This window comes from Aurantiacibacter luteus (assembly GCF_001010945.1).
GTDB lineage: Bacteria > Pseudomonadota > Alphaproteobacteria > Sphingomonadales > Sphingomonadaceae > Alteraurantiacibacter > Alteraurantiacibacter luteus.
The window spans coordinates 184,810-206,014 of sequence record NZ_LBHB01000003.1; the positions used below are offsets into that span (position 1 = coordinate 184,810).

22 protein-coding genes are annotated in these 21,205 nt (G+C 67.3%); 14 read left to right on the forward strand and 8 right to left on the reverse strand.

Features of this window, described 5'->3' with window-relative positions; translation table 11 throughout:
* Positions 1–21 precede the first annotated feature (21 nt).
* From pspC to AAW00_RS15055, 4 genes are read right to left on the reverse strand one after another with little or no spacing between them, the layout of a single operon-like run.
* Entirely contained in the window at positions 22–405 is a 384-nt protein-coding gene (gene pspC / locus AAW00_RS12605; protein WP_047004787.1) for an envelope stress response membrane protein PspC, read from the reverse strand.
* Positions 402–698 carry an envelope stress response membrane protein PspB gene (gene pspB / locus AAW00_RS12610; RefSeq protein ID WP_047004788.1) on the reverse strand — a complete coding sequence of 99 codons (297 nt, stop codon included), beginning with the start codon at positions 696–698 and terminating at the stop codon, positions 402–404. Before pspB ends, pspC begins: the two co-directional genes overlap by 4 nt.
* Before the next feature lie 3 nt (positions 699–701).
* Positions 702–1,535, reverse strand: coding sequence for a phage shock protein PspA (gene pspA, locus AAW00_RS12615; RefSeq protein ID WP_052761938.1), 834 nt, complete (start codon positions 1,533–1,535; stop codon positions 702–704).
* Positions 1,532–1,687, reverse strand: a complete 156-nt coding sequence (locus tag AAW00_RS15055; RefSeq protein ID WP_156170071.1) for a hypothetical protein — start codon at positions 1,685–1,687, stop codon at positions 1,532–1,534. The genes pspA and AAW00_RS15055 overlap by 4 nt, the downstream gene beginning before the upstream one ends.
* Positions 1,688–1,837: 150 nt before the next feature.
* Between AAW00_RS15055 and pspF the strand changes: the two genes are divergently transcribed.
* The 3 genes from pspF (at position 1,838) to AAW00_RS12630 (ending at position 5,972) form a co-directional block, all read left to right on the forward strand.
* Complete coding sequence (gene pspF / locus AAW00_RS12620; protein ID WP_047004789.1) at positions 1,838–2,866, forward strand: phage shock protein operon transcriptional activator; 1,029 nt, start codon at positions 1,838–1,840, stop codon at positions 2,864–2,866.
* A 122-nt stretch (positions 2,867–2,988) separates the two neighbouring features.
* Positions 2,989–4,593, forward strand: a complete 1,605-nt coding sequence (locus tag AAW00_RS14340) for a type II secretion system protein GspD (protein ID WP_052761939.1) — start codon at positions 2,989–2,991, stop codon at positions 4,591–4,593.
* Positions 4,594–4,844: 251 nt separating this feature from the next.
* A complete protein-coding gene (locus AAW00_RS12630; RefSeq protein ID WP_047004790.1) occupies positions 4,845–5,972 on the forward strand; it encodes a S8 family serine peptidase in 1,128 nt (375 codons plus the stop codon).
* 62 nt (positions 5,973–6,034) lie between these two features.
* Here AAW00_RS12630 and AAW00_RS12635 read toward each other — a convergent pair whose 3' ends face one another.
* Positions 6,035–6,781 carry a hypothetical protein gene (locus AAW00_RS12635; protein WP_047004791.1) on the reverse strand — a complete coding sequence of 249 codons (747 nt, stop codon included), beginning with the start codon at positions 6,779–6,781 and terminating at the stop codon, positions 6,035–6,037.
* A 90-nt stretch (positions 6,782–6,871) separates the two neighbouring features.
* On the opposite strand from AAW00_RS12635, the gene rimP reads away from it, so the two are divergent.
* From rimP to AAW00_RS12670, 7 genes are all read left to right on the forward strand, one after another.
* Positions 6,872–7,441 carry a ribosome maturation protein RimP gene (gene rimP / locus AAW00_RS12640; RefSeq protein ID WP_047004792.1) on the forward strand — a complete coding sequence of 190 codons (570 nt, stop codon included), beginning with the start codon at positions 6,872–6,874 and terminating at the stop codon, positions 7,439–7,441.
* Positions 7,441–9,126 (forward strand): transcription termination factor NusA, encoded by a 1,686-nt coding sequence (gene nusA / locus AAW00_RS12645; RefSeq protein WP_047004793.1) that lies wholly within the window; start codon positions 7,441–7,443, stop codon positions 9,124–9,126. The genes rimP and nusA overlap by 1 nt, the downstream gene beginning before the upstream one ends.
* The gene (locus AAW00_RS12650) at positions 9,107–9,841 is read left to right on the forward strand and encodes a DUF448 domain-containing protein (protein ID WP_047004794.1); all 735 of its coding nucleotides are present in this window, start codon (positions 9,107–9,109) and stop codon (positions 9,839–9,841) included. Before nusA ends, AAW00_RS12650 begins: the two co-directional genes overlap by 20 nt.
* Before the next feature lie 15 nt (positions 9,842–9,856).
* Positions 9,857–12,397 (forward strand): translation initiation factor IF-2, encoded by a 2,541-nt coding sequence (gene infB, locus AAW00_RS12655; RefSeq protein ID WP_047004795.1) that lies wholly within the window; start codon positions 9,857–9,859, stop codon positions 12,395–12,397.
* A 134-nt stretch (positions 12,398–12,531) separates the two neighbouring features.
* Positions 12,532–12,969: a PaaI family thioesterase gene (locus tag AAW00_RS12660; protein WP_047004796.1), complete on the forward strand. Its 438-nt coding sequence runs from the start codon at positions 12,532–12,534 to the stop codon at positions 12,967–12,969.
* Complete coding sequence (gene rbfA / locus AAW00_RS12665) at positions 12,962–13,360, forward strand: 30S ribosome-binding factor RbfA (protein WP_047004797.1); 399 nt, start codon at positions 12,962–12,964, stop codon at positions 13,358–13,360. The genes AAW00_RS12660 and rbfA overlap by 8 nt, the downstream gene beginning before the upstream one ends.
* A 176-nt stretch (positions 13,361–13,536) precedes the next feature.
* Positions 13,537–14,118 carry a thymidine kinase gene (locus AAW00_RS12670; protein ID WP_047004798.1) on the forward strand — a complete coding sequence of 194 codons (582 nt, stop codon included), beginning with the start codon at positions 13,537–13,539 and terminating at the stop codon, positions 14,116–14,118.
* Positions 14,119–14,176: 58 nt separating this feature from the next.
* Here AAW00_RS12670 and AAW00_RS15525 read toward each other — a convergent pair whose 3' ends face one another.
* The 3 genes from AAW00_RS15525 to AAW00_RS12680 all read right to left on the reverse strand — a co-directional run bounded on the left by AAW00_RS15525 (position 14,177) and on the right by AAW00_RS12680 (position 16,660).
* On the reverse strand, positions 14,177–14,311 hold the full coding sequence (locus AAW00_RS15525) for a hypothetical protein (protein WP_277619349.1): 135 nt from the start codon (positions 14,309–14,311) through the stop codon (positions 14,177–14,179).
* 90 nt (positions 14,312–14,401) lie between these two features.
* A complete protein-coding gene (locus AAW00_RS12675; RefSeq protein ID WP_047004799.1) occupies positions 14,402–14,902 on the reverse strand; it encodes a flavodoxin family protein in 501 nt (166 codons plus the stop codon).
* Between the two features lie 180 nt (positions 14,903–15,082).
* Entirely contained in the window at positions 15,083–16,660 is a 1,578-nt protein-coding gene (locus tag AAW00_RS12680; protein ID WP_047004800.1) for an AbgT family transporter, read from the reverse strand.
* Between the two features lie 86 nt (positions 16,661–16,746).
* Here AAW00_RS12680 and AAW00_RS12685 point away from each other — a divergent pair, with 86 nt between their 5' ends.
* From AAW00_RS12685 to pnp, 4 genes are all read left to right on the forward strand, one after another.
* Positions 16,747–17,421 (forward strand): site-2 protease family protein, encoded by a 675-nt coding sequence (locus AAW00_RS12685; protein WP_047004841.1) that lies wholly within the window; start codon positions 16,747–16,749, stop codon positions 17,419–17,421.
* Positions 17,414–18,412 carry a tRNA pseudouridine(55) synthase TruB gene (truB, locus tag AAW00_RS12690; RefSeq protein ID WP_047004801.1) on the forward strand — a complete coding sequence of 333 codons (999 nt, stop codon included), beginning with the start codon at positions 17,414–17,416 and terminating at the stop codon, positions 18,410–18,412. Before AAW00_RS12685 ends, truB begins: the two co-directional genes overlap by 8 nt.
* A 28-nt stretch (positions 18,413–18,440) precedes the next feature.
* Positions 18,441–18,710, forward strand: a complete 270-nt coding sequence (gene rpsO / locus AAW00_RS12695; protein WP_047004802.1) for a 30S ribosomal protein S15 — start codon at positions 18,441–18,443, stop codon at positions 18,708–18,710.
* Positions 18,711–18,886: 176 nt separating this feature from the next.
* Positions 18,887–21,181, forward strand: coding sequence for a polyribonucleotide nucleotidyltransferase (gene pnp / locus AAW00_RS12700; RefSeq protein ID WP_047004803.1), 2,295 nt, complete (start codon positions 18,887–18,889; stop codon positions 21,179–21,181).
* Positions 21,182–21,205 lie beyond the last annotated feature (24 nt).

Here is a 21,205-nt window from a genome sequence, read left to right on the forward strand (position 1 = left end):
CTGTCTCGGTGGTGGCGCGGGTCAGCGCAGGCGTTCGATCTCGGCAGTGAGGCTCGGGTTGGAGCTGACGTAGTAGCTCTCCACGTTCGCCAGCCGGCGGTCGACGTCCTTCATCTGCGCGCGGATCTGCCGGGCGGTGCGCTTCGGGTTCTGCCGTACGCCCTGCCAGTACTCGGTTTCCTTCGCGTCCTCGGCATAGAGATGGGCGGGCTTGCGGTTAAGCAGCACGGCCATCACGATATAGGCCGGGATGACGAGCGGGAAGAAGCCCATGATCGTCAGGAAGATGGCGCCCAGGCGGATCCAGATGGCGTTGATGCCGGTGTAATCCGCGATGCCGGCGCAAACCCCGGCGATCTTGCCGTTCTGCTTGTCCTTGTAGAGCGTTGTGCGCGGGCTGTTCACAGGCGTTCTCCCTTCTTCTCGGCGAGCAGCATCTCGAGCTCGCGCAGCGGCAGGTTGTCGACTTCTCGGTCGTGCTGGATGCGCGGCGGCACGAAGTCGGGGTTGTCGGAGGCGACCAGCCGCTCGACCGTGTCCATCCGTTCGTCGAGCCGCTTGGCGAGGCTGTAGAGATCCTCCAGCAGCGCCTCGTCGTCGGTGGTGATCGTCGCCGCGGTCTTCCACTTGGTGACATAGTGCATCACCAGCCACGGCAGGGCGATGAAGATGCATACGATGGCGAGCACGTCGTCCATGGCTTAATTCCCTTCCTGATCCTTCTTCGCGTCGCCGGTCAGACCCAGCGCGCGCTTCATTTCCTCGAGTTCGTCCTCGACCTTGTCGTTGCCTTCGAGCGCGGCGAACTGGTCGGCCAGGCTCTCGCCACCGCCGCTGATGTTCAGCGCATCGGCGCGGCCCTCGGCGTAGTCGACGCGGCGTTCGAGCTGGTCGAAGCGGGTCAGCGCCTCGTCCACGCGCTCGTTGGTCATCAGGCTCCTCAGCTTCACGCGGTTCTCCGCGCTTTCGAGGCGCGCGGCGATCTGGCTCTGGCGGCTGCGGGCCTCGCGCAGGCGGTGCTGCAGCTTGGCGATGTCCTGCTCGTAGGCGCGCAGCGCATCGTCGAGCACGGCGATCTCCTGCTTGAGCTGGTCGACCATGTCGGTTGCCTTGCGCTTTTCCACCAGCGCGGCGCGGGCAAGGTCCTCGCGGTCCTTCGACAGAGCCAGCTGCGCCTTTTCGCCCCAGTCCGCCTGCAGCCGGTCGAGCTTCACCGTGTGGCGATGCATCTCCTTCTGGTCGGCGATGGTGCGCGCGGCGCTGGCGCGGACCTCCACCAGGGTTTCCTCCATCTCGAGGATGATCATGCGGATCATCTTCGCAGGGTCGTCCGCCTGGTCGAGCAGTTCGTTGAAATTGGCCGCGATGATGTCACGGGTACGCGAGAAAATGCCCATCCAGTTGCCTCCGGAGTATACGGCACGCGAGGTCGGGGTGGGGCTGGTGCGCAGGCGCTCGATCTCCTGATCGAGACGCGAACCTGCGCGCGCCAGACCCTTGCCGATCGGCGTCAGCGGGTTGCGGTCGTCGCTCATGCCAGCTCCACCACCGGGGCGTTGCCGAGCAGCATCCGGGCCGAGGCCACATCGTGCTGCATCTGGGCGAAAACGGTGAATGCGATCATCGCGACAACGCTGACCAGCGCGGCGTGTCCCACCTTGCTGGAAAAGAAGCTGTGATCGAACATGAAATGTCCTCCTGAACCTTGCTGCCCGGTGAATTGCAACCGCCGTGCCAGTTGCCGGGATTGGCGGAATCCAGCCGTTTTTTGAGAAGACGTATGGTACGGTGTTGGTGCCTATTGCCAAGCATCGGGAAAATTTCCTATATCTTGGTCGTGGAGCAGAAAAGCCAGTTCATCGGCCAGTCCGGCGCCTTCCTCGACGCGGTCGAGCGGGCCAGCCGCGCCGCCCCGCTTTCGCGTCCAGTGCTCGTCATCGGCGAGCGCGGCACGGGCAAGGAATTGATCGCCGAGCGCCTGCATCGCCTGTCCGACAGGTGGGAGGAACCACTCGTCACGATGAATTGCGCCGCCCTTCCCGAAACGCTGATCGAGGCCGAACTGTTCGGACATGAGCAGGGTGCCTTCACCGGCGCTACACGGGCGCGCGCCGGACGGTTCGAGGAAGCCGACCGGGGCACGCTGTTTCTCGACGAACTGGGCACACTCTCGATGGGCGCGCAGGAGCGGCTGCTGCGAGCGGTCGAATACGGTGAGGTAACCCGCATCGGCGCCAGCCGCCCGCAGCGCGTGGACGTGCGGATCGTCGCCGCCACCAACGAGGACCTGCCGCGCCGGGCCGAGGAAGGCACTTTCCGCGCAGACCTGCTCGACCGGCTGAGCTTCGAGGTCATCACCCTGCCGCCGCTGCGCGTGCGCGAGGGGGACATTGGCGTTCTGGCGGACTATTTCGGCCGGCGCATGGCTGCCGAGCTCGGCTGGGAGGAATGGCCCGGCTTCGCCCAGCACGTGGGTGAGGCGATGGAGAACCACCCTTGGCCCGGCAACGTACGTGAACTGCGCAACGTGGTGGAACGCGCAATTTACCGCTGGGACGACTGGGGCCAGCCCATCGGCGAGGTGGTTTTCGACCCGTTCGACAGCCCGTGGAAACCCGTCGCCACGTCGCAAGCCTCGGCAGCGACGGGCGCGGCCCCTGCCACGACGCCTGCCGTCGCCACCTCCACCCGGTTCGACCAGGTGAGCGACCTTCGCGGCGCGGTCGACGCGCATGAGCGAGCAATCCTCGAGCACGCGCTGGGCGCCAACCGCTGGAACCAGCGCCAGACCGCCAAGGCGCTCGGCCTCAGCTACGACCAGCTGCGCCACGCGATCAAGAAGCACGGGCTGACCGACACGGACTGACCTCACCGGCGACGCGGCCTATCGCAATATTGCAACAGTGTGACGCAATCGCACATGGCGGTCTTGCTGCATGAGCTTTCGCTGATATGCCTTGCGGCTCGGGATTGGGACTTCACGCACAAATGCAGATTCTGTCTGCCCGGGTCGCAGGGCACAGATTCCTTTTCGCACTCGTCTGCCTGCTCGCCGCCTTTGCCGCGGTGGTGCCTGCGCATGATGCACGTGCGCAGGTCGTGCCCTCGGTGCTGGAAGAAGTGCGCGTCATAACTTCCGACGACGATTCGGCCGAATACCTGCTACGTTTCACGCCCGGCGAGCCGCGCATCGCCGAGATCAACACCAACCCGACCGCGCCCGAGGTGGTGATGGCAACCACGCTCAAGGTTGGCCGCATCCGCGCGCGCGAGACCTATCGCGGCTTCGTGCGCGCGACGACCTTCGCCACCGAGGGCTCCAGCCTCGTGATGCGCTTCGACACCGCGGGCCCCGCCACCGTCACCGCGCAGCGCATGGGCGCGGGCGCGGTGCAGGTGCGCGTCGCGCGCGTGGGGCGCGAGGAAGCCATCGGCACCCGGCCCATCGGCTCGGAAGGCGAGGAGGTCGTGCCGCAGCAGGAACTGAACCGCGGCCCGGTCGATTCCTGGCAGCCCGGCGATTCCTACGAACTCGTCATGCTGCGCTATGCCGACGTGTCCGAGGTCATCGGGCTGCTGGTGGAGGGCGTGGAGATCCAGCCCAACGACGTGTTCATCCGCGAGGCGCCGGGCTTCGGTTCGGTCGGCACCAACCAGAACAACACCAGCTACATCGGCGCGCCGCAGCAGGCCCAGCGCGAGAGCCTGCCGCTCGGCCAGAACTTCGGCAACGGCCTTGCCATCGATCGCCGGCTCAACGCCATCTGGGTGACAGGCTCTCCCGAGCGGATCGAGCAGGTGAAACGGCAGATCGAGCTGATCGACGTGCCGGTGGACAGCGTTATCCTGGAAACCCAGTTCGTCGAGCTGACCGAGACCGGCGCGCGCAACCTGGGGCTCGATTTCACCAACCAGAACGGCCAGATCGCGGTCGGCTCCGTATCGACGGGCGGGTTCAACCCCTTCGGCGTCGATCCCACTGACATCCTGCCCAGCGCCCAGCTGCAAATCGCCATCGCGGCGCAGATCCAGCGCGGCGAGGGGCGCATCGTTTCCCGCCCGCGCATCGCCGCGCAGAGCGGTTCGACCGCGCGCATTATCACCGGCGATGCACTGCCGATCCTCACCTCCATCCAGCTGTCGGGCGTCAACGGCGTGTCGCAGCAGGTGCAGTACGTGAACGTGGGCGTCACGCTGCAGATCGCCCCGCGGGTCAGCAGCGACGGCTACATCACCTCACGCATCTACGGCGTCGTCTCAAGCGTGACCGGGTTCAGCCAGGGCTACCCGACGATCAGCCAGCGCGAGGCCGAGACCAGTGCATCGGTCCGCGACGGGGAAACCTTCGTGATCGGCGGGCTGACGCAGGACAATGTGCTGACGACCCGCTCGCGCATCCCGCTGCTCGGCGACATTCCGCTGGTCGGCTACCTGTTCCAGAACGAGCGGTCGACCACGACGCGCACCGAACTCTACATCGTCATAACCCCGCGCATCGTGCGCCATCGCCGCTTCGAGGACGCTGAGCGCGCGGCGCAGGAGCGGGAACTGGAGGCGGCAGGGCCTGCCTACACCCCGGCGGGCATGGAGTAACGCGATGCGCTGAGACTTCCATAGCCCGCCAAACAAATCTGCTAATGGAAGTCTACATGACCGCCGCTTCAGGCGATCGTCAGTAATCCCTGCTCGACCGATATCTGGTCGATAGTAAACCGGCAAAGCTAACGCGAATTTTACTTACAGGCGTGTCATTTTTGCTCTGGACACATTCTCGATTTTGCGATTGTATCCATTCCCGGAGGGTCGTTTGATCCCCGCATCACCATACAATCTGGAGAGTGGGAATGAACTTGAAACTGGTCGCAGCCATGGCCGCACTGCCGCTCGTCGCGCTGGCCCAGCCGGCGATGGCGCAACGTGCAGGCGAACCGATCGCCGGCAGCTACATCTGCGTGTTCAACGCCAACGTCTCGCGCGGCAGCGCGCAGGCGGAAGCCAACCGTGCCGCCCAGGCGGAGCAGGCGCAGCTCAAGCATGTCTACTCGGTCGCCCTGCGCGGCTTCGCGGTGAACGCCTCGCCGCAGGCGGTCGCCAACATGCAGCGCAACAACCCTAACATCGCCTATTGCGAGCAGGACCAGGTCGTCACCAGCAGCGTGCAGCAGGGCCAGTTCCGCGGCCAGGCTCGCCCCGGCGGCGGCGGCGGCGCGCAGCCCGCGCAGGAAACGCCGTGGGGCATCGCCCGCGTGAACGGCGGCGCGGCCGGCAACTTCGCCACCGCCTGGGTCATCGACACCGGCATCCAGTTCGACCACCCCGATCTCAACGTCGACGTGCAGCGTTCGCGCAGCTTCCTCAGCCGCGGCGATGCCAATGACGAGAACGGCCACGGCACCCACGTCGCCGGCACCATCGCCGCGATGGACAACGCCATCGGCGTAATCGGCGTCGCTCCCGGCGCGCGCGTGGTCGCCGTGCGCGTGCTCGACCGTCGCGGTTCGGGTTCGAACTCGGGCGTGATCGCCGGTGTCGATTATGTCGCGCAGTTCGGTCAGCCGGGCGATGTCGCCAACATGAGCCTTGGTGGCGGGGTCTCGACCGCGCTCGACCAGGCGGTGGTCAATGCCGCCGCGGGCGGGGTGCGCTTCGCGCTCGCCGCGGGTAACGAAAGCGACAGCGCGAACAACCACTCGCCCGCGCGCGCCAACGGCAACAACGTCTACACCGTGTCGTCTTTCGCGGTCGGCGATCGCTGGTCGAGCTTCTCGAACTACGGCAATCCGCCGGTCGATTACGCGGAGCCGGGCTCGGCCATCAAGTCGACCTGGATCGGCAGCGGCTACAACACCATCTCGGGCACCTCGATGGCGACCCCGCACCTCGCGGGCCTGCTGCTCGCCGGCGCGGTGCGCAACGGCGGTAACGTCCAGGGCGACCCCGACGGCAATCCGGACATCATCGGCGTCCATTGATCGCCGCATAGCGCGACCGCTTAAGGAAAGGGCCCGGTTCGCGCCGGGCCCTTTTTGTTTGGTCAATCGTCCCCGCGCCGGTGGCAATAGAAGCGGTCGGCGCCGACGATCAGTGTCACCTCGTCCCACGGTTCGAGTGGCCTGATCCACAGGTCCGCCATCCCCATGCGCGCGGCGATGACGGGGCGGTCGGCGGTCCAGGTTGATTCGACGAAGCCGATGGCGTGGTCGTGGACCAGCAGGTTGCCTTGGCCCAGCAGGTCCATGTTGCCGCTGGAGGCGAGCACCTTCAGGCCGGCGGGTCGCGCGCTGGCTGGGCGCTCGGTGAACGAACAGCCGCCGCTCTGTGAGGGCGTGAGGCGCTGCATCCAGCTGCCGATTTCGGGGCTGGGATCGCGGCGTGCATTGAACGGCGGCAGGCTGCTCGCATCGGGCAGGTCTGCGTCGTCGGCGAGGATGTCGGAGCGCAACTGTGCCAGCGTCTCGGCATAGTGCGCCTCGCACTCGGCGCGGCTGGGCGCATCGCGCGGGCGCGGCTGCGGCGGAATTTGCGTTCCGCACCAGTCCCAGCGATTCGCCGCGTTGGATGATAACGGCGGAGGCGGGGCGACAGGGGGAGGCGGCACCGTGTCGGAAGACGCATAACCGCGTGGCGGCGGCACCGGATGAACCGGTAGCTGGCGCACGAAATCCTTCGACGGCTCCGGCTCCTCCTCGCACCCGGCGACGAGCGCCACACAAGCGGCCAGCAGCGGCACGATGAAACGCATATTGCTTTCCTCCAGCTCTGCCCCTACATGGCTGCCCATCCCGACATTGTCGCGACATTGTAGGGCTGGCGCCGCAAGGGGCCGGCACCGAACCCCTGTTGCAGCATCGCCGGACTGAACGGAGACCGAATGCCCGATATTTTGCGCCTGACACAAGTGATCGAACCCGAAGCGAGCGCGCTGGGCTTCGAACTCGTGCGCGTGAAGATGACGGGCAGCGGGGACGAGCGCACCTTGCAGATCATGGCGGAGGACCCGGCAACGGGCCAGCTCGTGGTCGACCAATGCGCCGCCCTCTCGCGCGCCGTATCCGACCGCATCGACGCCATCGAGGAAGCGGGCGAGGTGCTGGTCGAGGGCGCCTACAATCTCGAGGTCTCCAGCCCCGGTATAGACCGCCCGCTGACCCGCGCGAAGGACTATGCGAACTGGGCCGGGCACGAGGTCAAGATCGCGCTGGCCGGCACGGCTGACAGGGCAGACGACCGCCGCCGCCTGCGTGGCGAACTGCTGGGTATCGAGGGCGACATGGTCACTGTCGAGGACAGCAAGTCGGGCCGCGTCACGGTGCCGCTCGCGCAGATACATTCGGCCCAGCTCGTCTTCACCGACAAGCTGCTCGCCGCCTCCCGGCCACTCGACATGAGCGGCGTCGACGATCTAGAAGAAACACCCGAGGAAGAAGAGGTCCAGGACTGATGGCCAGCCCCATTTCGGCGAACAAGGCGGAACTGCTCGCGATCGCGAACTCCGTCGCCAGCGAAAAGATGATCGACAAGGCCATCGTGATCGAGGCCATGGAGGAAGCGATCCAGAAGGCCGCGCGCGCGCGCTTCGGCCAGGAGAACGACATCCGCGCCAAGCTCGACCCGATGAACGGCGACCTGCGCCTGTGGCGCGTGGTCGAGGTGGTCGAGGAGGTCGAGGACTACTTCAAGCAGGTCGATGTGGCCCAGGCACAGAAGCTGCAGCCGGGCGCGGTCGTTGGCGACTACATCGTCGATCCGCTGCCGGCCATGGACGATCTCGGCCGCATCGACGCGCAGAGCGCCAAGCAGGTGATCTTCCAGAAGGTCCGCGATGCCGAGCGCGAGCGCCAGTTCGAGGAATTCAAGGACCGCGCGGGCGAGGTCATCACCGGCGTCATCAAGTCGGTCGAATTCGGCCACGTCATCGTCAATCTCGGCCGCGCCGAGGGCGTCATCCGCCGCGACCAGCAGATCCCGCGCGAGGCCGCCCGCGTGGGCGAGCGCGTGCGCGCGCTCATCAGCAAGGTGGAGCGCAACAACCGCGGCCCGCAGATCTTCCTCAGCCGCGCGCATCCCGAGTTCATGAAGAAGCTGTTCGCGCAGGAAGTGCCCGAGATCTACGACGGCATCATCGAGATCAAGGCCGCCGCCCGCGACCCGGGCAGCCGCGCCAAGATCGGCGTGATCAGCCACGATTCGAGCATCGACCCGGTCGGCGCCTGCGTCGGCATGAAGGGCAGCCGCGTGCAGGCTGTCGTGCAGGAACTGCAGGGCGAGAAGATCGACATCATTCCCTGGTCGGAAGACAGCGCCACCTTCGTGGTCAACGCGCTGCAGCCCGCCACCGTCAGCCGCGTGGTGCTGGACGAGGAGGAGGCGCGCATCGAAGTAGTGGTCCCCGACGACCAGCTTTCGCTCGCCATCGGCCGCCGCGGCCAGAACGTGCGTCTCGCCAGCCAGCTGACCGAGAGCCAGATCGACATCATGACCGAGGAAGAAGCCTCGGAGAAGCGCAGCCGCGAGTTTGCCGAGCGCTCCAAGATGTTCGAGGAAGAGCTCGACGTCGACGAGACGCTGAGCCAGCTGCTGGTCGCCGAGGGCTTCGTGGAGCTCGAGGAAGTGGCCTACGTGGAGCTGGACGAGCTCGCCGGCATCGAGGGCTTCGACGAGGAACTCGCCGAGGAACTGCAGAGCCGCGCCAAGGAAGCGCTCGAGCGGCAGGAAGAGGCGCACCGCGCCGCCCGCACCGAGCTGGGCGTCGAGGACGACCTCGCCGACCTGCCGCACCTCACCGAGGAAATGTTGGTGGTGCTCGGCAAGGCCGGCATCAAGACGCTCGACGACCTGGCCGATCTCGCCACCGACGAGCTGATCGCCAAGCGCCGCGAGGCTCCGCGCCGTCGCCAGACGCCGGCCGAGAAGCTCGCCGCGCCGCCGGTGCAGCAGCAGCGCCGTCCGCAGCGCACCGAGGACAAGGGCGGCGTGCTCGGCATGTTCGGCCTTTCCGAAGAGCAGGGCAACGAGATCATCATGGCCGCCCGCGCCCACTGGTTCGAGGACGAAGAGGCCGAGGTGGAAACCGGGGCTTCCGAGACCCAAGCAGAGGAGGCCGCGAATGCGGAATCCTCGCAATGACCCATTAGGTTCGCCTAACTCCGGTCCCGGCGACGCTCCTGCCCTTGGCGGGAGCGAGCGCCGCTGCGTGCTGACGGGTGAGACCTCGGCGCGCGACGACCTCCTGCGCCTGGCTTTGTCTCCAGATGGGGACGTGCTGCCCGATGCGCTCGCAAAGGCCCCCGGCCGCGGCGCGTGGATCGGTGTTTCGCGCGGCCAGCTGGAGACGGCGGTGGCCAACGGCAAGCTCAAGGGCGCGCTCGCCCGCGCGTTCAAGACCGGCCAGCTCTCGATCCCCGGCGATCTGCCCGCGCTGGTGCAGGCGGCGCTGGAAAAGGCTTTCCTACAGCGCCTCGGCCTCGAAATGCGCGGCGGAATGCTTATCTTGGGCTCCGACCGCATCGCCCACGAGGCGCGGATGGGGGGCGTCGCCGCGCTCTATCACGCCGCCGATGCCAGCGAGGATGGGTGCCGCAAGCTCGACCAGGCCTGGCGCGTGGGCAGCGATGCCGAGGGCTCCGGCCTTGTCGGCGAGCGGCTGCCTCTGGACCGCGAGGCCCTGTCTGTGGCATTGGGCCGCGAGAACGTCGTCCACCTGGCGCTCGCCGATCCCCGATCGGCCGGCCGGGTCGCGATACCGCTGGGGCGATTGCAGACCTTTCTGGGGGCCGCTGGGCCTGCCGGCAACCGCCGGGAGGTCGCCGATGCGAGCGCCCGGCACGACGAGAATTTGTAGGATAAAGAAGAGCACATGAGCGACGAAAACGACACTCCGCGACGCGAACGCAAGCCCCTGGGGCTCAAGCGATCGGTCGACGCCGGCGAGGTCAAGCAGACCTTCAGCCACGGCCGCACCAACAAGGTGGCGGTCGAGGTCAAGCGTCGCCGCAAGCTCGTGAAGCCGGGCGAGGAAGCCGCCGCTCCGGCGCCGGCACCCGCACCCGCGCCCGCTCCGGCCCCGGCGCCGACCCCCGCGCCCGCGCCCGTCGCCAAGCGGCCCGCCGCGCCCGCCGGCGAGACCCCGCAGGAGCGTGTCCAGCGCCTCCAGCGCGAGGCCGAGGAGGAACGCCTGCGCCTCGCCGAGGAAGCGCGCAAGCGCGAGGATGCCGAGGCGCTGAAGGCGGCCGAGGAAGAGAAGAAGCGCGCCGAGAATAACGTCAAGGCGCGCGAAGAGGCGGAAAAGCAGGCCGCGCTCGATGCCAAGGCCGCTGCCGAGGCAGCCGCCGCCGAGCCCACCGCGCCCGCCGAGGAAGCACCCGCGCAGGAGGCCGAGGCCTCCACCGGCACCGTCATCCCCGCCGCGCGCAAGTTCACCCCCGTCGCCCGTCCCGAGCCCAAGCGGCCCGAGAAGAAGCGCGAGGAAAAGCCCAAGCGCGGTGCCGCCACTCCCGATACGGGCGACAAGCGCCGCTCGGGCAAGCTCACCGTCAACCGCGCGCTGAACGAGGACGAGGGCCGCCGCGCCCGCAGCCTCGCGGCGCTCAAGCGGGCGCGCGAGAAGGAACGGCGCCTGCACGGCGGCGGCTCTTCCGCCCCGCGCGAAAAGCAGGTGCGCGACGTGGTCGTGCCCGAGGTCATCACCGTGGCCGAGCTCGCCAAGCGCATGGGCGAGAAGGGTGCGGACCTGGTGAAGGAGCTGTTCAACCTCGACATGATGGTGACGGTCAACCAGACCATCGACCAGGACACCGCGGAACTGCTGGTCGAACAGTTCGGCCACAACATCCAGAAGGTCTCCGACGCCGACGTCGACATCGACACCAGCGAGGAGAGCGATCCGGAAGAGACGCTGAAGCCGCGCGCTCCGGTCGTCGCCGTCATGGGCCACGTCGATCACGGCAAGACCAGTCTGCTCGATGCCCTGCGCAAGACCAGCGTGACCAAGGGCGAGGCCGGCGGTATTACCCAGCACATCGGCGCCTACCAAGTGACGACCAAGGACAAGTCCAGGGTCACCTTCCTCGATACGCCGGGCCACGCCGCCTTCACCCAGATGCGCGCGCGCGGTGCCAACGTCACCGACATCGTCGTGCTGGTGGTGGCCGCGGACGACGGCATCATGCCGCAGACGGTGGAGGCCATCAATCACGCCAAGGCGGCGGGCGTGCCGCTGATCGTGGCGATCAACAAGATCGACAAGCCCGAGGCCAATGCCCAGAAGGTGCGCGAGCGCCTGCTGGAGCACGAGGTGATCGTGGAGGAGATGTCGGGCGACGTGCTCGACGTGGAAGTCTCCGCCAAGACCGGCGCGGGTCTCGACGATCTGGTCGAGAAGATCGCCCTGCAGGCCGAACTGCTGGAGCTGAAGGCGCGGCCCGACCGCGATGCCGAGGCGACGGTGGTCGAAGCACAGCTCGACAAGGGTCGCGGTCCGGTGGCGACCGTGCTGGTGAAGCGCGGCACGCTGAAGCGCGGCGACACCTTCGTCGTCGGCAGCCAGAGCGGCAAGGTCCGCGCGCTGATCGACGACCAGGGCAAGCAGGTGAAGGAAGCCGGCCCGTCCATGCCGGTCGAGGTCCTCGGCCTCGGCGGCGTGCCCAATGCCGGCGACCTGCTGACCGTGGTGGAGAACGAGGCCCGCGCCCGCGAGGTCGCCGCCTACCGCCAGGAACGCGACACCGAGAAACGCACCGCGCTCGCGCCGACCAGCTTCGATACCATGTTTAACAAGTCGAACGTGGTCGAATGGCCGGTGGTGGTGAAGGCGGACGTGCAGGGCTCGGTCGAGGCGATCGTCCACGCGCTGCACAACCTCTCGAACGACGACATCAAGGTCCGCGTGCTGAACGCGGGCGTGGGTGCCATCACCGAGAGCGACGTGCAGCTGGCGGCGGCGAGCAAGGCGCCGATCATCGGCTTCAACGTGCGCCCGAACCCCAAGGCGCGCGACCTGGTGAAGCGCGACGGCGTGCGCATGATGTACCACGACGTGATCTACCATGTGACCGACGAGGTGACGAAGGAACTGCTCGGCGAGCTCGGCCCGCTCAAGGTGGAAACCGTGCTCGGCCGTGCGGCGGTCAAGGAGGTCTTCAAGTCGGGCAAGCGCGACAAGGCGGCCGGCCTGCTGGTCGAGGAAGGCGTCATCCGCAAGGGCCTGCACGCCCGCCTCACCCGCGACGACGTCATCGTCTCGGCCACGACCATCCAGTCGCTGCGCCGCTTCAAGGACGACGTCGACGAGGTGCGCGCCGGGCTCGAGTGCGGCGTGGTTCTGGCCGACACCAACGACATCAAGCCGGGCGACCAGCTCGAGGTGTTCGAGGTGAACGAGGAAGAGCGCACGCTTTGAACCAGGCGTCCCTCCCGCTCGCGGGAGGGACCGGGGGTGGGACTGTCCGCACGGGCTGCCCACCCCGCTGCGACTAGCGAGCAAGCTCGCAAGTCTCGCTCCCCTCCCGCGGGCGGGAGGGGTTAGGAGATGAGATGACCGACCAACCCCTGACCCCCTTCTGGCCCAGTGCGAAGACCCTGGGCGCGCGTTTCGTCGGGATGGACGAGGCGACGAAGACCATGGAAATGGCCTTCGATCCGCCCGAGGGCTTCGCCAACATGCGCGGCCACGTGCAGGGCGGCTTGCTGGCGGGCTTCATGGACGAGGCGATGGGCGCGGCGGTCTATCTCGGCACCGGCGGGCGGTTGCAGCTGACGCTCGACATCAACCTGTCGCTGCTTGCACCGGTCGCGCTGGCGCCGGTGACGGTCAAGGCGAGGCCCGTGAAGAGCGGACGGCGCATCACCTTCGTCGAGGCCGAGCTGTTCGACCACGAAGGCCAGCTCTGCGCCCGCGCCACGGGCACCGCCATGGCGACCGAGTGGCCCGGCCAGAAGGATACGGGGAAAGGGGAGCAGGCCGATGGCTAGGCACGCAGCCTCGGGCGAGGACCAGTCCGTCCGCCTGCTGAAGGTGGGCGAGCGGGTGCGCCACATCCTTTCCGAACTGCTCGCCCGCGGCGAGGCGCACGACGAGGTGCTGCGCGCCCACGCGATTAGCGTCACCGAGGTCCGCATGTCGCCCGACCTTCGCAACGCCAAGGTCTACGTGAAGCCGCTGCTGGGCGAGGACGAGGCCGTGGTGGTCAAGGCGCTGCGCACCAACACCGCCTTCTTCCAGCGCGAGGTCGCCCAGCGCCTCGGCCTGAAATTCGCGCCCAAGCTGCAATTCCGCGCCGACGAGAGCTTCGACGAGGCGAGCCGGATCGAGGCGCTGCTGCACGATCCCAAGGTTCTGCGGGACCTGGAGGACGGGGACTGACCCTCAAATCCCGCTCGCCCTAAGCCTGTTCACGGGGCATCCTGGGCCCGTCTCCCCAACTTCCGCTCACCCTGAGCTTGTCGAAGGGTCGTTATTCCCTTCTACCCTCGGTGCGAACGTAAGCACGATCCTTCGACAGGCTCAGCATGAGCGTGTCGGGGGCGGGCAGGGGATCGATGGCCAAGCTCTATTTCTACTACGCCAGCATGAATGCGGGCAAATCGACCACGCTGCTGCAGGCCGATTTCAACTACCGCGAGCGCGGCATGGCGACCATGTTGTGGACCGCGGCGATCGACACCCGCTCAGACTGCGCCATCGCCAGCCGTATCGGGCTGGAGGCGGATGCCAACCGCTACACGCCGGGCACCAACCTGTGGCGCGAGGTCATGGCGCGGCACGAGGCGGAGCCGCTCAGTTGCGTGCTGATCGACGAGGCGCAGTTCCTCACCGCCGTGCAGGTGTGGCAGTGCGCGCGGCTGGCGGACGAGGCGGACATCCCGGTGCTGTGCTATGGCCTCAGGACCGATTTTCGCGGCGACCTCTTCCCCGGGTCGGCGGTGTTGCTGGGCGTGGCAGACAGCCTGGTCGAGCTGAAGGCGGTCTGCCATTGCGGGCGCAAGGCGACGATGAACCTGCGTGTCTCAGCCAGCGGCGAGGCGGTGGGCGAGGGCGAGCAGACCGAGATCGGCGGCAACGAACGCTACGTTGCGCTGTGCCGCCGCCACTTCGCGCGCGAGCTGGAGATGTATCGCTGAAACGAAAAACGCCGCCCGAAGGCGGCGTTTCGTTCGCTCAAAAAGAGCGGGTGGCGGATCAGCAGTTGCCTTCGACGCCGTCGACACAGTCGCCCACGGATTCCACGTCGGCAGCGGCGCCGCGCACGGTGTTGCAGGCCTGCAGGCCGAAAGCGGTGGCGGACAGCGCGATAACGGTCAGGATCTTCTTCATGGTTCGTCTCCTCATTGCGACCAAGGCCGAGTGGAAGCCTGTCGACCCTGCCCTAACGACGCTGGCTCGACCGGGTTCCGCAGGCAAGCGTCAGAAGATCCCGGCGGCGAGGCCCGCTGCCAGCAAGGCGCCCAGTTCGCGGGCCTGTGCGAGGGCGGGCTCGGGCACGGTCTTGGGCGCGAGGATGGCCTCCGGCGTATCGGCGCGCAGGTTGACGATCGCCGTGTCCGCCACCCGCCGCAGCCGCCAGCCGGTACAGATGCGTTCGAGCTGGCGGCGGGCGTTCTCGCCGTCGGACCCGGCGCAGATCATCGCGGCATAGGGTCGCCCCTCGATCCGGCCGAGCACCTCGTAATAGGTGCGGTCGAAGAAAGCCTTCATCTCTCCTGCGATGGCGGCGAGGTTTTCGGGGCAGGCGAACAGGTAGCCGGCTGCCGCGAGCAGGTCTTCGGGCCCGGCCTCCCTCGCATCGAGGTGCCGGACCGCGATCTCGCCGACAGCCAGGGCCCACGCCTCCGCGCTGTCGGCCAGCTGGCGGCTTGCGCCGGTGCGGCTGTAGGAGACGATAAGCAGGGTGGTCGCGGCGGTCACGATCGGACTTTCCTACAGCCGGTGGGCCGTGTCGATGGGCCGTGTCGATGAACTTGCACTGCGGACGGCGGCACTTGCGCTTTCACGCGCAGACCCGCGAAGTGTCAACTTTGCCGAGGAGAAAAAGCGTGAGGTTTTAAGGGAATGCCAATTCATCGCGCTTGACAGTGTCAACTTCACTCAGCGATTCGCCAAGCCCGTCGGCAACTCGGTAAATACGCCCGCACCCGGCCCCAGCGGCAGGTCGAGCACGACCCAGCCCACCGTCAGCGCCAGCCCCACGGCGAGGATGCCGACCGAATAGGGGATCATCATCGCGGTCAGGCTGCCGATGCCGAACTCGCGGTTCCAGCGCTGGGCGAAGATCAGGATCAGTGGGAAATAGGGGAGCAGCGGGGTGATGATGTTGGTGGCGCTATCGCCCACGCGGAAGGCGGCGGTGGTCATTTCGGGCGAGACGCCGAGCAGCATCAGCATGGGCACGAAGACCGGCGCCAGCACCGCCCACTTGGCGCTCGCCGAGCCGATCAGCAGGTTGAGCGTGGCGGCGAACAGCACAACGCCCAGCAGCAGCGCCCAGACCGGCAGGCCGCTCGATTTCAGTGTGTCCGCGCCGTTCACCGCGAGCACGATGCCCAGGTTCGACCAGGCGAACATGGCGACGAAGTGCGCTGCCACGAACGTCAGGACGAGGTAGTAGGCCATGTCCTTCATCGCGCCCGCCATCATGCCGATCAGCTCGCGGTGGTCGGCGATGGTCCCCGCCGCGCGGCCGTAGAACCAGCCGGGGACGAGGAAGACGAGCATGAAGAAGACCAGCAGGCTCTTGTAGAACGGCGTCATCCGCGCCTCTGGCGGGGCGGCGGCGTCGATCAGCGGGGCATTCGGGCCGAGCGTGAGGAAGGCCCACAGCGCGATCAGGCCGAGCACCGCGAGCCCGGCATGACGCAGGCCGCGCGCCTGTTCGGGAGTGGTGTCGGTGGCCGGCTCGTCGGCGAGGGATTCGCCCGCCAGCGCCGGGTTCCAGGTGCCCAGGCGCGGCTCGATCATGCGCTCGGTCACGAACCAGATCACCGGCAGGTCGACGATCAGCATGGCGGCGATGAAGTACCAGTTGCCCGCGATGTTGGCGCTCCAGTCGGGAAACACGGTCTGCACCGCGGCCTCGGTGATGCCGAGCAGCAGCGCGTCGAGCTGGCCGGGAAAGAGGTTGGCGGAAAACCCGCCCGAGACCGCGGCAAAGCTCACCGCGATGCCGAGCAGCGGGTGGCGTCCGGCGGAATGGTAGATGATCGCGGCGAGCGGGATCATGACCACGAAGGCGGCATCGGCGGCATGGTTCGCCATCATGCAGGCGAAGGCCACCGCGGGGGTCAGCCAGAAGCGCGGTGCCTTTGCCACCGTGGCGCGCATGGCGCTGGTGAACAGGCCCGACCGCTCGGCAACCCCCGCGCCGAGCATGACGACCAGCACGAATCCGAGCGGCGGGAAGGAGGTAAAGGTCGTGCCGGTCTCGGTCAGCAGCAGGCGCAGGTTCTCGCTGCTGAGCAGGCTCTGCACGCTGACGAGCAGGTTGTCGCCGGTCTCGGGATCGACCTCGACCGGGTGCAGGGCGGACCATCCGGCGAGGCTGCCCACCACGCTGATTGCCACCAGCGCCAGCACGAACCAGACGAACAGCAGCACCGGGTCGGGCAGGCGGTTGCCCGCGCGCTCGACCCGGGCGAGAAAGCCTGTCTGCGTGCCAGCCTGCGCCATGACCCATGTCCCCTTCGTCCCTGGCGTGCAGCATGACGCGCACCGCCGCACTTTACCAGCGCCAAGCGAAGCGCCATGTGAGCGCCATGTCCGACACGCTGCTGCTCGCCGCCATCCTGATCCCCTGCCTGGTGGTCGCCATCGTCTTTCACGAGGTGGCGCACGGCTGGACGGCGCTGGCGCTGGGCGATCCGACGGCGAAGGAGCAGCGCCGCCTCAGCCTCAATCCCATCCGCCACGTCGACCCGGTCGGCACGCTGCTGGTGCCGGGTGGGCTGGCGCTGGCGGGGCTCCCGGTGTTCGGCTGGGCCAAGCCGGTGCCGGTCAACAAGTGGCGGCTGAATAACCCGCGCTTCGGCATGATGGCGGTCGCGGCGGCAGGGCCGGGGACCAATCTCGTGCTGGCGACGCTGGGCGCGCTGGTGCTGGGCGTGACGGCGCTGGCCGTGCCGGACCTTTCCGAGACCATGCTGCAGGCCGCCTACTACTTCATCGCCATCAACGTCTTCCTGGCCCTGTTCAACCTGCTGCCGATCCCGCCGTTCGACGGCTCGCACATCGTCGAGGGGCTGCTGCCGGCCTCCGCCGCGCGCACCTACGAGAAGCTGCGCCCGCTCGGTTTCCCGCTGCTGTTCGTGCTGCTGGTGGCGGTGCCCTACGTCTTTCCGCAGGCCGACATCATCGAGCGCTTCCTGCTGCCGCCGGTGGACTGGGTGATGAACCAGTTTCTGGGCCTCGCCGGCCTCATCGCCGATGGCTGATCCGGCGCTGCGGCCGCATGGCTGGCTGATCCTCGACAAGCCGACCGGCCTCGGCTCGACGCAGGCCGTGGGCGCGGTGAAGCGCGTGCTGCGCGAGCTTGGCTACGGCCCCAAGCTGAGGGACCTGCCCAAGGTCGGCCACGGCGGCACGCTCGACCCGCTGGCCGAGGGCGTGCTGCCCATCGCGCTGGGCGAGGCGACGAAGCTGACGGGCCGGATGCTCGATGCCGACAAGACCTACGAATTTACGATCCAGTTTGGCGCGGAGACCGATACGCTCGACACCGAGGGCGAAGTCACCGCGACCACCGACCGCCGCCCCCCGCGCGCCGCCATCCCGGCGGTGCTGGAGCACTTCACCGGCGCGATCGAGCAGCTGCCGCCAAAATATTCGGCGCTGAAGGTGGACGGCAGGAGGGCCTACGATTTGGCGCGGGCGGGAAAGGATTTCGCGCTGGCGACCCGGCACGTGACGATCCATTCGCTGGAGATGGCGAGCGGGGCGGGCTGGGCGCCGCTCTATTCGACATTTGCCAGCACCGGCTCCCGCCCCGATGCGGAGATAGGATACGAGGCGCTGGAGATGGCCGACAGCGTCACTCTGATCGCCAACGTATCCAAGGGCACATACATCCGCTCGCTGGCACGGGATATCGCACGCGCCCTTGGAACACTGGGGCACGTCACCTACCTCAGGCGCACGAAGGCCGGCCCCTTCACCGAGGGGCAGGCGATTTCGCTGGACTTGCTGAACGAAATCGGTAAGGGCGCGCGACTTCAAGACCACCTCCTGCCGCTGGAGGCGGGGCTGGACGGTATCCCGGCCCTCGCACTCGATCCGGAAAGCGCGCAGGCGGCCCGACAGGGCCGGGTCGTATCCGGGTTGCCCCATCCCGACGGGCTCCATTTCGCGAAACTGGGCGAGGTTCCGGTGGCGCTAGTGGAAATCGAAGGCGGCACGATGACAGTCGTCCGGGGGTTCAATATCTGAACACGATACTGCGAAAAGGTACGAAAGAATGACGGTTACGGCCGAAAAGAAGCAGGAAATCATCAAGGACAACGCGGTCGGCAAGGGCGACACCGGTTCGCCCGAAGTGCAGGTCGCCATCCTGACCGAGCGCATCCGCAACCTCACCGAGCACTTCAAGGACCACCACAAGGACAACCATTCGCGTCGTGGCCTGCTGATGATGGTGAATAAGCGTCGCAGCCTGCTCGCCTACCTCAAGCGCAAGGATCTGGAGCGCTATAACGCCCTGATCCAGAAGCTGGGTCTGCGTAAGTAAGAAAGAGTTTCTCGAAGGGCGGCTCACCGGGCCGCCCTTCGTCTATCCGGCTACCGTGCAATCCGGCAGGTAGCGGGCCATGGGGCATAGAAGCGCCCCGCACCGGACCGGGACGGCACACCCGGCATCAGAGGCCCCGCGCGGCAATGTGGCACGCGGGTTCATAAGGAAAATACATGTTCGACACCAAAACCGTATCGATCGAGTGGGGCGGAAAGACCCTCACCCTCGAAACCGGCCGCATCGCCCGTCAGGCCGACGGCGCCGTGCTGGCCACCTATGGCGAAACCGTGGTGCTGTGCGCCGTGACCGCCGCCAAGAGCGTCAAGGAAGGGCAGGACTTCTTCCCGCTGACCGTCCATTACCAGGAGAAGTTCTCCGCCGCGGGCCGTATCCCCGGTGGCTTCTTCAAGCGTGAGCGCGGCGCGACCGAGAAGGAAACGCTGACCAGCCGCCTGATCGACCGCCCCATCCGCCCGCTGTTCCCGGAAGGGTTCTACAACGAGATCAACGTGATCTGCCAGGTCCTGTCGTTCGACGGCGAGACCGAGGCCGACATCGTCGCCATGATCGCGGCCTCTGCTGCGCTGACCATTTCGGGCGTCCCCTTCATGGGCCCGATCGGCGGCGTGCGCGTGGGCTTCGTCGACGGCGAGTACACCCTTAATCCGAAGCAGGACAAGGCGCTGGAAGACGGCCGCCTCGACCTCGTCGTCGCGGCGACGCAGGATGCCGTGATGATGGTGGAATCGGAAGCCAAGGAGCTGACCGAGGACGAGATGCTGGGTGCCGTCATGTTCGCGCATGACGAGATCCGCAAGGTCATCGGCGCCATCGTGAACCTTGCCGAGCAGGGCGCCAAGGACGCCTGGACGATCGACACGTCCGACGACAAGGCCGCCATGAAGGAAGAGCTGCGCGGCCTTATCGGCGAGGACATCGCCGCCGCCTACAAGCTGACCGACAAGTCCGCCCGTTCGGACGCGCTCAACGCGGCGCGGGCCAAGGCCAAGGCGCACTACGCCGAGGCCGACGGCCAGACCGCCATGGTTGCCGGCAAGCTCGTCAAGAAACTGGAAGCCGACATCGTGCGCGGCGCCATCCTCAAGGACGGCCAGCGCATCGACGGCCGCAAGCTCGACCAGGTCCGCCCGATCGAGAGCATCGTCGGCTTCCTGCCGCGTGCCCACGGCTCGGCGCTGTTCACCCGCGGCGAGACGCAGGCGATCTGCACGACCACGCTCGGCACCAAGGAATCCGAGCAGATGATCGACGGGCTGGAGGGCCTCAGCTACTCCAACTTCATGCTGCACTACAACTTCCCGCCCTATTCGGTCGGCGAAGTGGGCCGCTTCGGCGCGCCCGGTCGGCGTGAGATCGGCCACGGCAAGCTGGCCTGGCGCGCTCTGCACCCCGTCCTGCCCAAGCACGAGGATTTCCCCTACACCATCCGCATCCTGTCCGACATCACCGAGTCCAACGGCTCGAGCTCGATGGCGACGGTCTGCGGCGGCTGCCTGTCGATGATGGATGCCGGCGTGCCGATCGCGCGACCTGTGTCGGGCATCGCCATGGGCCTGATCCTGGAAGGCGACGACTTCGCCGTGCTCAGCGACATTCTCGGCGACGAGGATCACCTGGGCGACATGGACTTCAAGGTCGCGGGCACCGAGGCCGGCATCACCACCATGCAGATGGACATCAAGGTCGCCGGCATCACGCAGGAGATCATGGCCAAGGCGCTCGAGCAGGCGAAGGCCGGCCGCGCGCACATCCTGAGCGAAATGCACAAGGCTCTGGGTTCGGCCCGCACCGAGCTCTCCGCCCACGCCCCGCGCATCGAGACCATGCAGATCGACAAGTCGAAGATCCGCGACGTCATCGGTACCGGCGGCAAGGTGATCCGCGAGATCGTGGCCGAGACCGGCGCCAAGGTCGACATCGACGACGAGGGCGTGATCAAGATCAGCTCGTCCGACCTGTCGCAGATCGAAGCCGCGCGCGCCTGGATCCAGGGCATCGTGGAGGAGCCGGAGATCGGCAAGATCTACAACGGCAAGGTCGTCAACATCGTCGACTTCGGTGCTTTCGTGAACTTCATGGGCGGCAAGGACGGTCTCGTCCACGTCAGCGAGATGAAGAACGAGCGCGTCGAGAAGCCGACCGACGTCGTGTCCGAAGGGCAGGAGGTGAAGGTCAAGGTTCTCGAGATCGACCAGCGCGGCAAGGTCCGCCTGTCGATGCGCGTCGTCGACCAGGAAACCGGCGAGGAGCTGGAGGACACCCGTCCTCCGCGCGAACCGCGTGAACCGCGTGGCGACCGTGGCCCTCGCGGCGGCGGCGACCGTGGTCCGCGTGGCGGCGGCGACCGTCGTGGTCCGCGGGGCAACCGTGACCGCAAGGACGATCGCGGCGGACGCCGTGACGGCGGCGGCGACGACCACATGCCGGCCTTCCTGAAGGACGACTGAGCCTGACGGCGCTCAACCAGCGCC

Coding starts and splice junctions, on each gene's coding strand:
- pspB (WP_047004788.1), bottom strand. CDS start 698: ATGGACGACGTGCTCGCCATCGTATGCATCTTCATCGCCCTGCCGTGG.
- truB (WP_047004801.1), top strand. CDS start 17,414: ATGGCTGATCCGGCGCTGCGGCCGCATGGCTGGCTGATCCTCGACAAG.
- AAW00_RS12680 (WP_047004800.1), bottom strand. CDS start 16,660: ATGGCGCAGGCTGGCACGCAGACAGGCTTTCTCGCCCGGGTCGAGCGC.
- rimP (WP_047004792.1), top strand. CDS start 6,872: ATGCCCGATATTTTGCGCCTGACACAAGTGATCGAACCCGAAGCGAGC.
- AAW00_RS12630 (WP_047004790.1), top strand. CDS start 4,845: ATGAACTTGAAACTGGTCGCAGCCATGGCCGCACTGCCGCTCGTCGCG.
- pspA (WP_052761938.1), bottom strand. CDS start 1,535: ATGAGCGACGACCGCAACCCGCTGACGCCGATCGGCAAGGGTCTGGCG.
- AAW00_RS15525 (WP_277619349.1), bottom strand. CDS start 14,311: ATGAAGAAGATCCTGACCGTTATCGCGCTGTCCGCCACCGCTTTCGGC.
- AAW00_RS12650 (WP_047004794.1), top strand. CDS start 9,107: ATGCGGAATCCTCGCAATGACCCATTAGGTTCGCCTAACTCCGGTCCC.
- pnp (WP_047004803.1), top strand. CDS start 18,887: ATGTTCGACACCAAAACCGTATCGATCGAGTGGGGCGGAAAGACCCTC.
- AAW00_RS12660 (WP_047004796.1), top strand. CDS start 12,532: ATGACCGACCAACCCCTGACCCCCTTCTGGCCCAGTGCGAAGACCCTG.
- infB (WP_047004795.1), top strand. CDS start 9,857: ATGAGCGACGAAAACGACACTCCGCGACGCGAACGCAAGCCCCTGGGG.
- rpsO (WP_047004802.1), top strand. CDS start 18,441: ATGACGGTTACGGCCGAAAAGAAGCAGGAAATCATCAAGGACAACGCG.
- AAW00_RS14340 (WP_052761939.1), top strand. CDS start 2,989: ATGCAGATTCTGTCTGCCCGGGTCGCAGGGCACAGATTCCTTTTCGCA.
- AAW00_RS12670 (WP_047004798.1), top strand. CDS start 13,537: ATGGCCAAGCTCTATTTCTACTACGCCAGCATGAATGCGGGCAAATCG.
- AAW00_RS12635 (WP_047004791.1), bottom strand. CDS start 6,781: ATGGGCAGCCATGTAGGGGCAGAGCTGGAGGAAAGCAATATGCGTTTC.
- rbfA (WP_047004797.1), top strand. CDS start 12,962: ATGGCTAGGCACGCAGCCTCGGGCGAGGACCAGTCCGTCCGCCTGCTG.
- AAW00_RS15055 (WP_156170071.1), bottom strand. CDS start 1,687: ATGTTCGATCACAGCTTCTTTTCCAGCAAGGTGGGACACGCCGCGCTG.
- nusA (WP_047004793.1), top strand. CDS start 7,441: ATGGCCAGCCCCATTTCGGCGAACAAGGCGGAACTGCTCGCGATCGCG.
- AAW00_RS12685 (WP_047004841.1), top strand. CDS start 16,747: ATGTCCGACACGCTGCTGCTCGCCGCCATCCTGATCCCCTGCCTGGTG.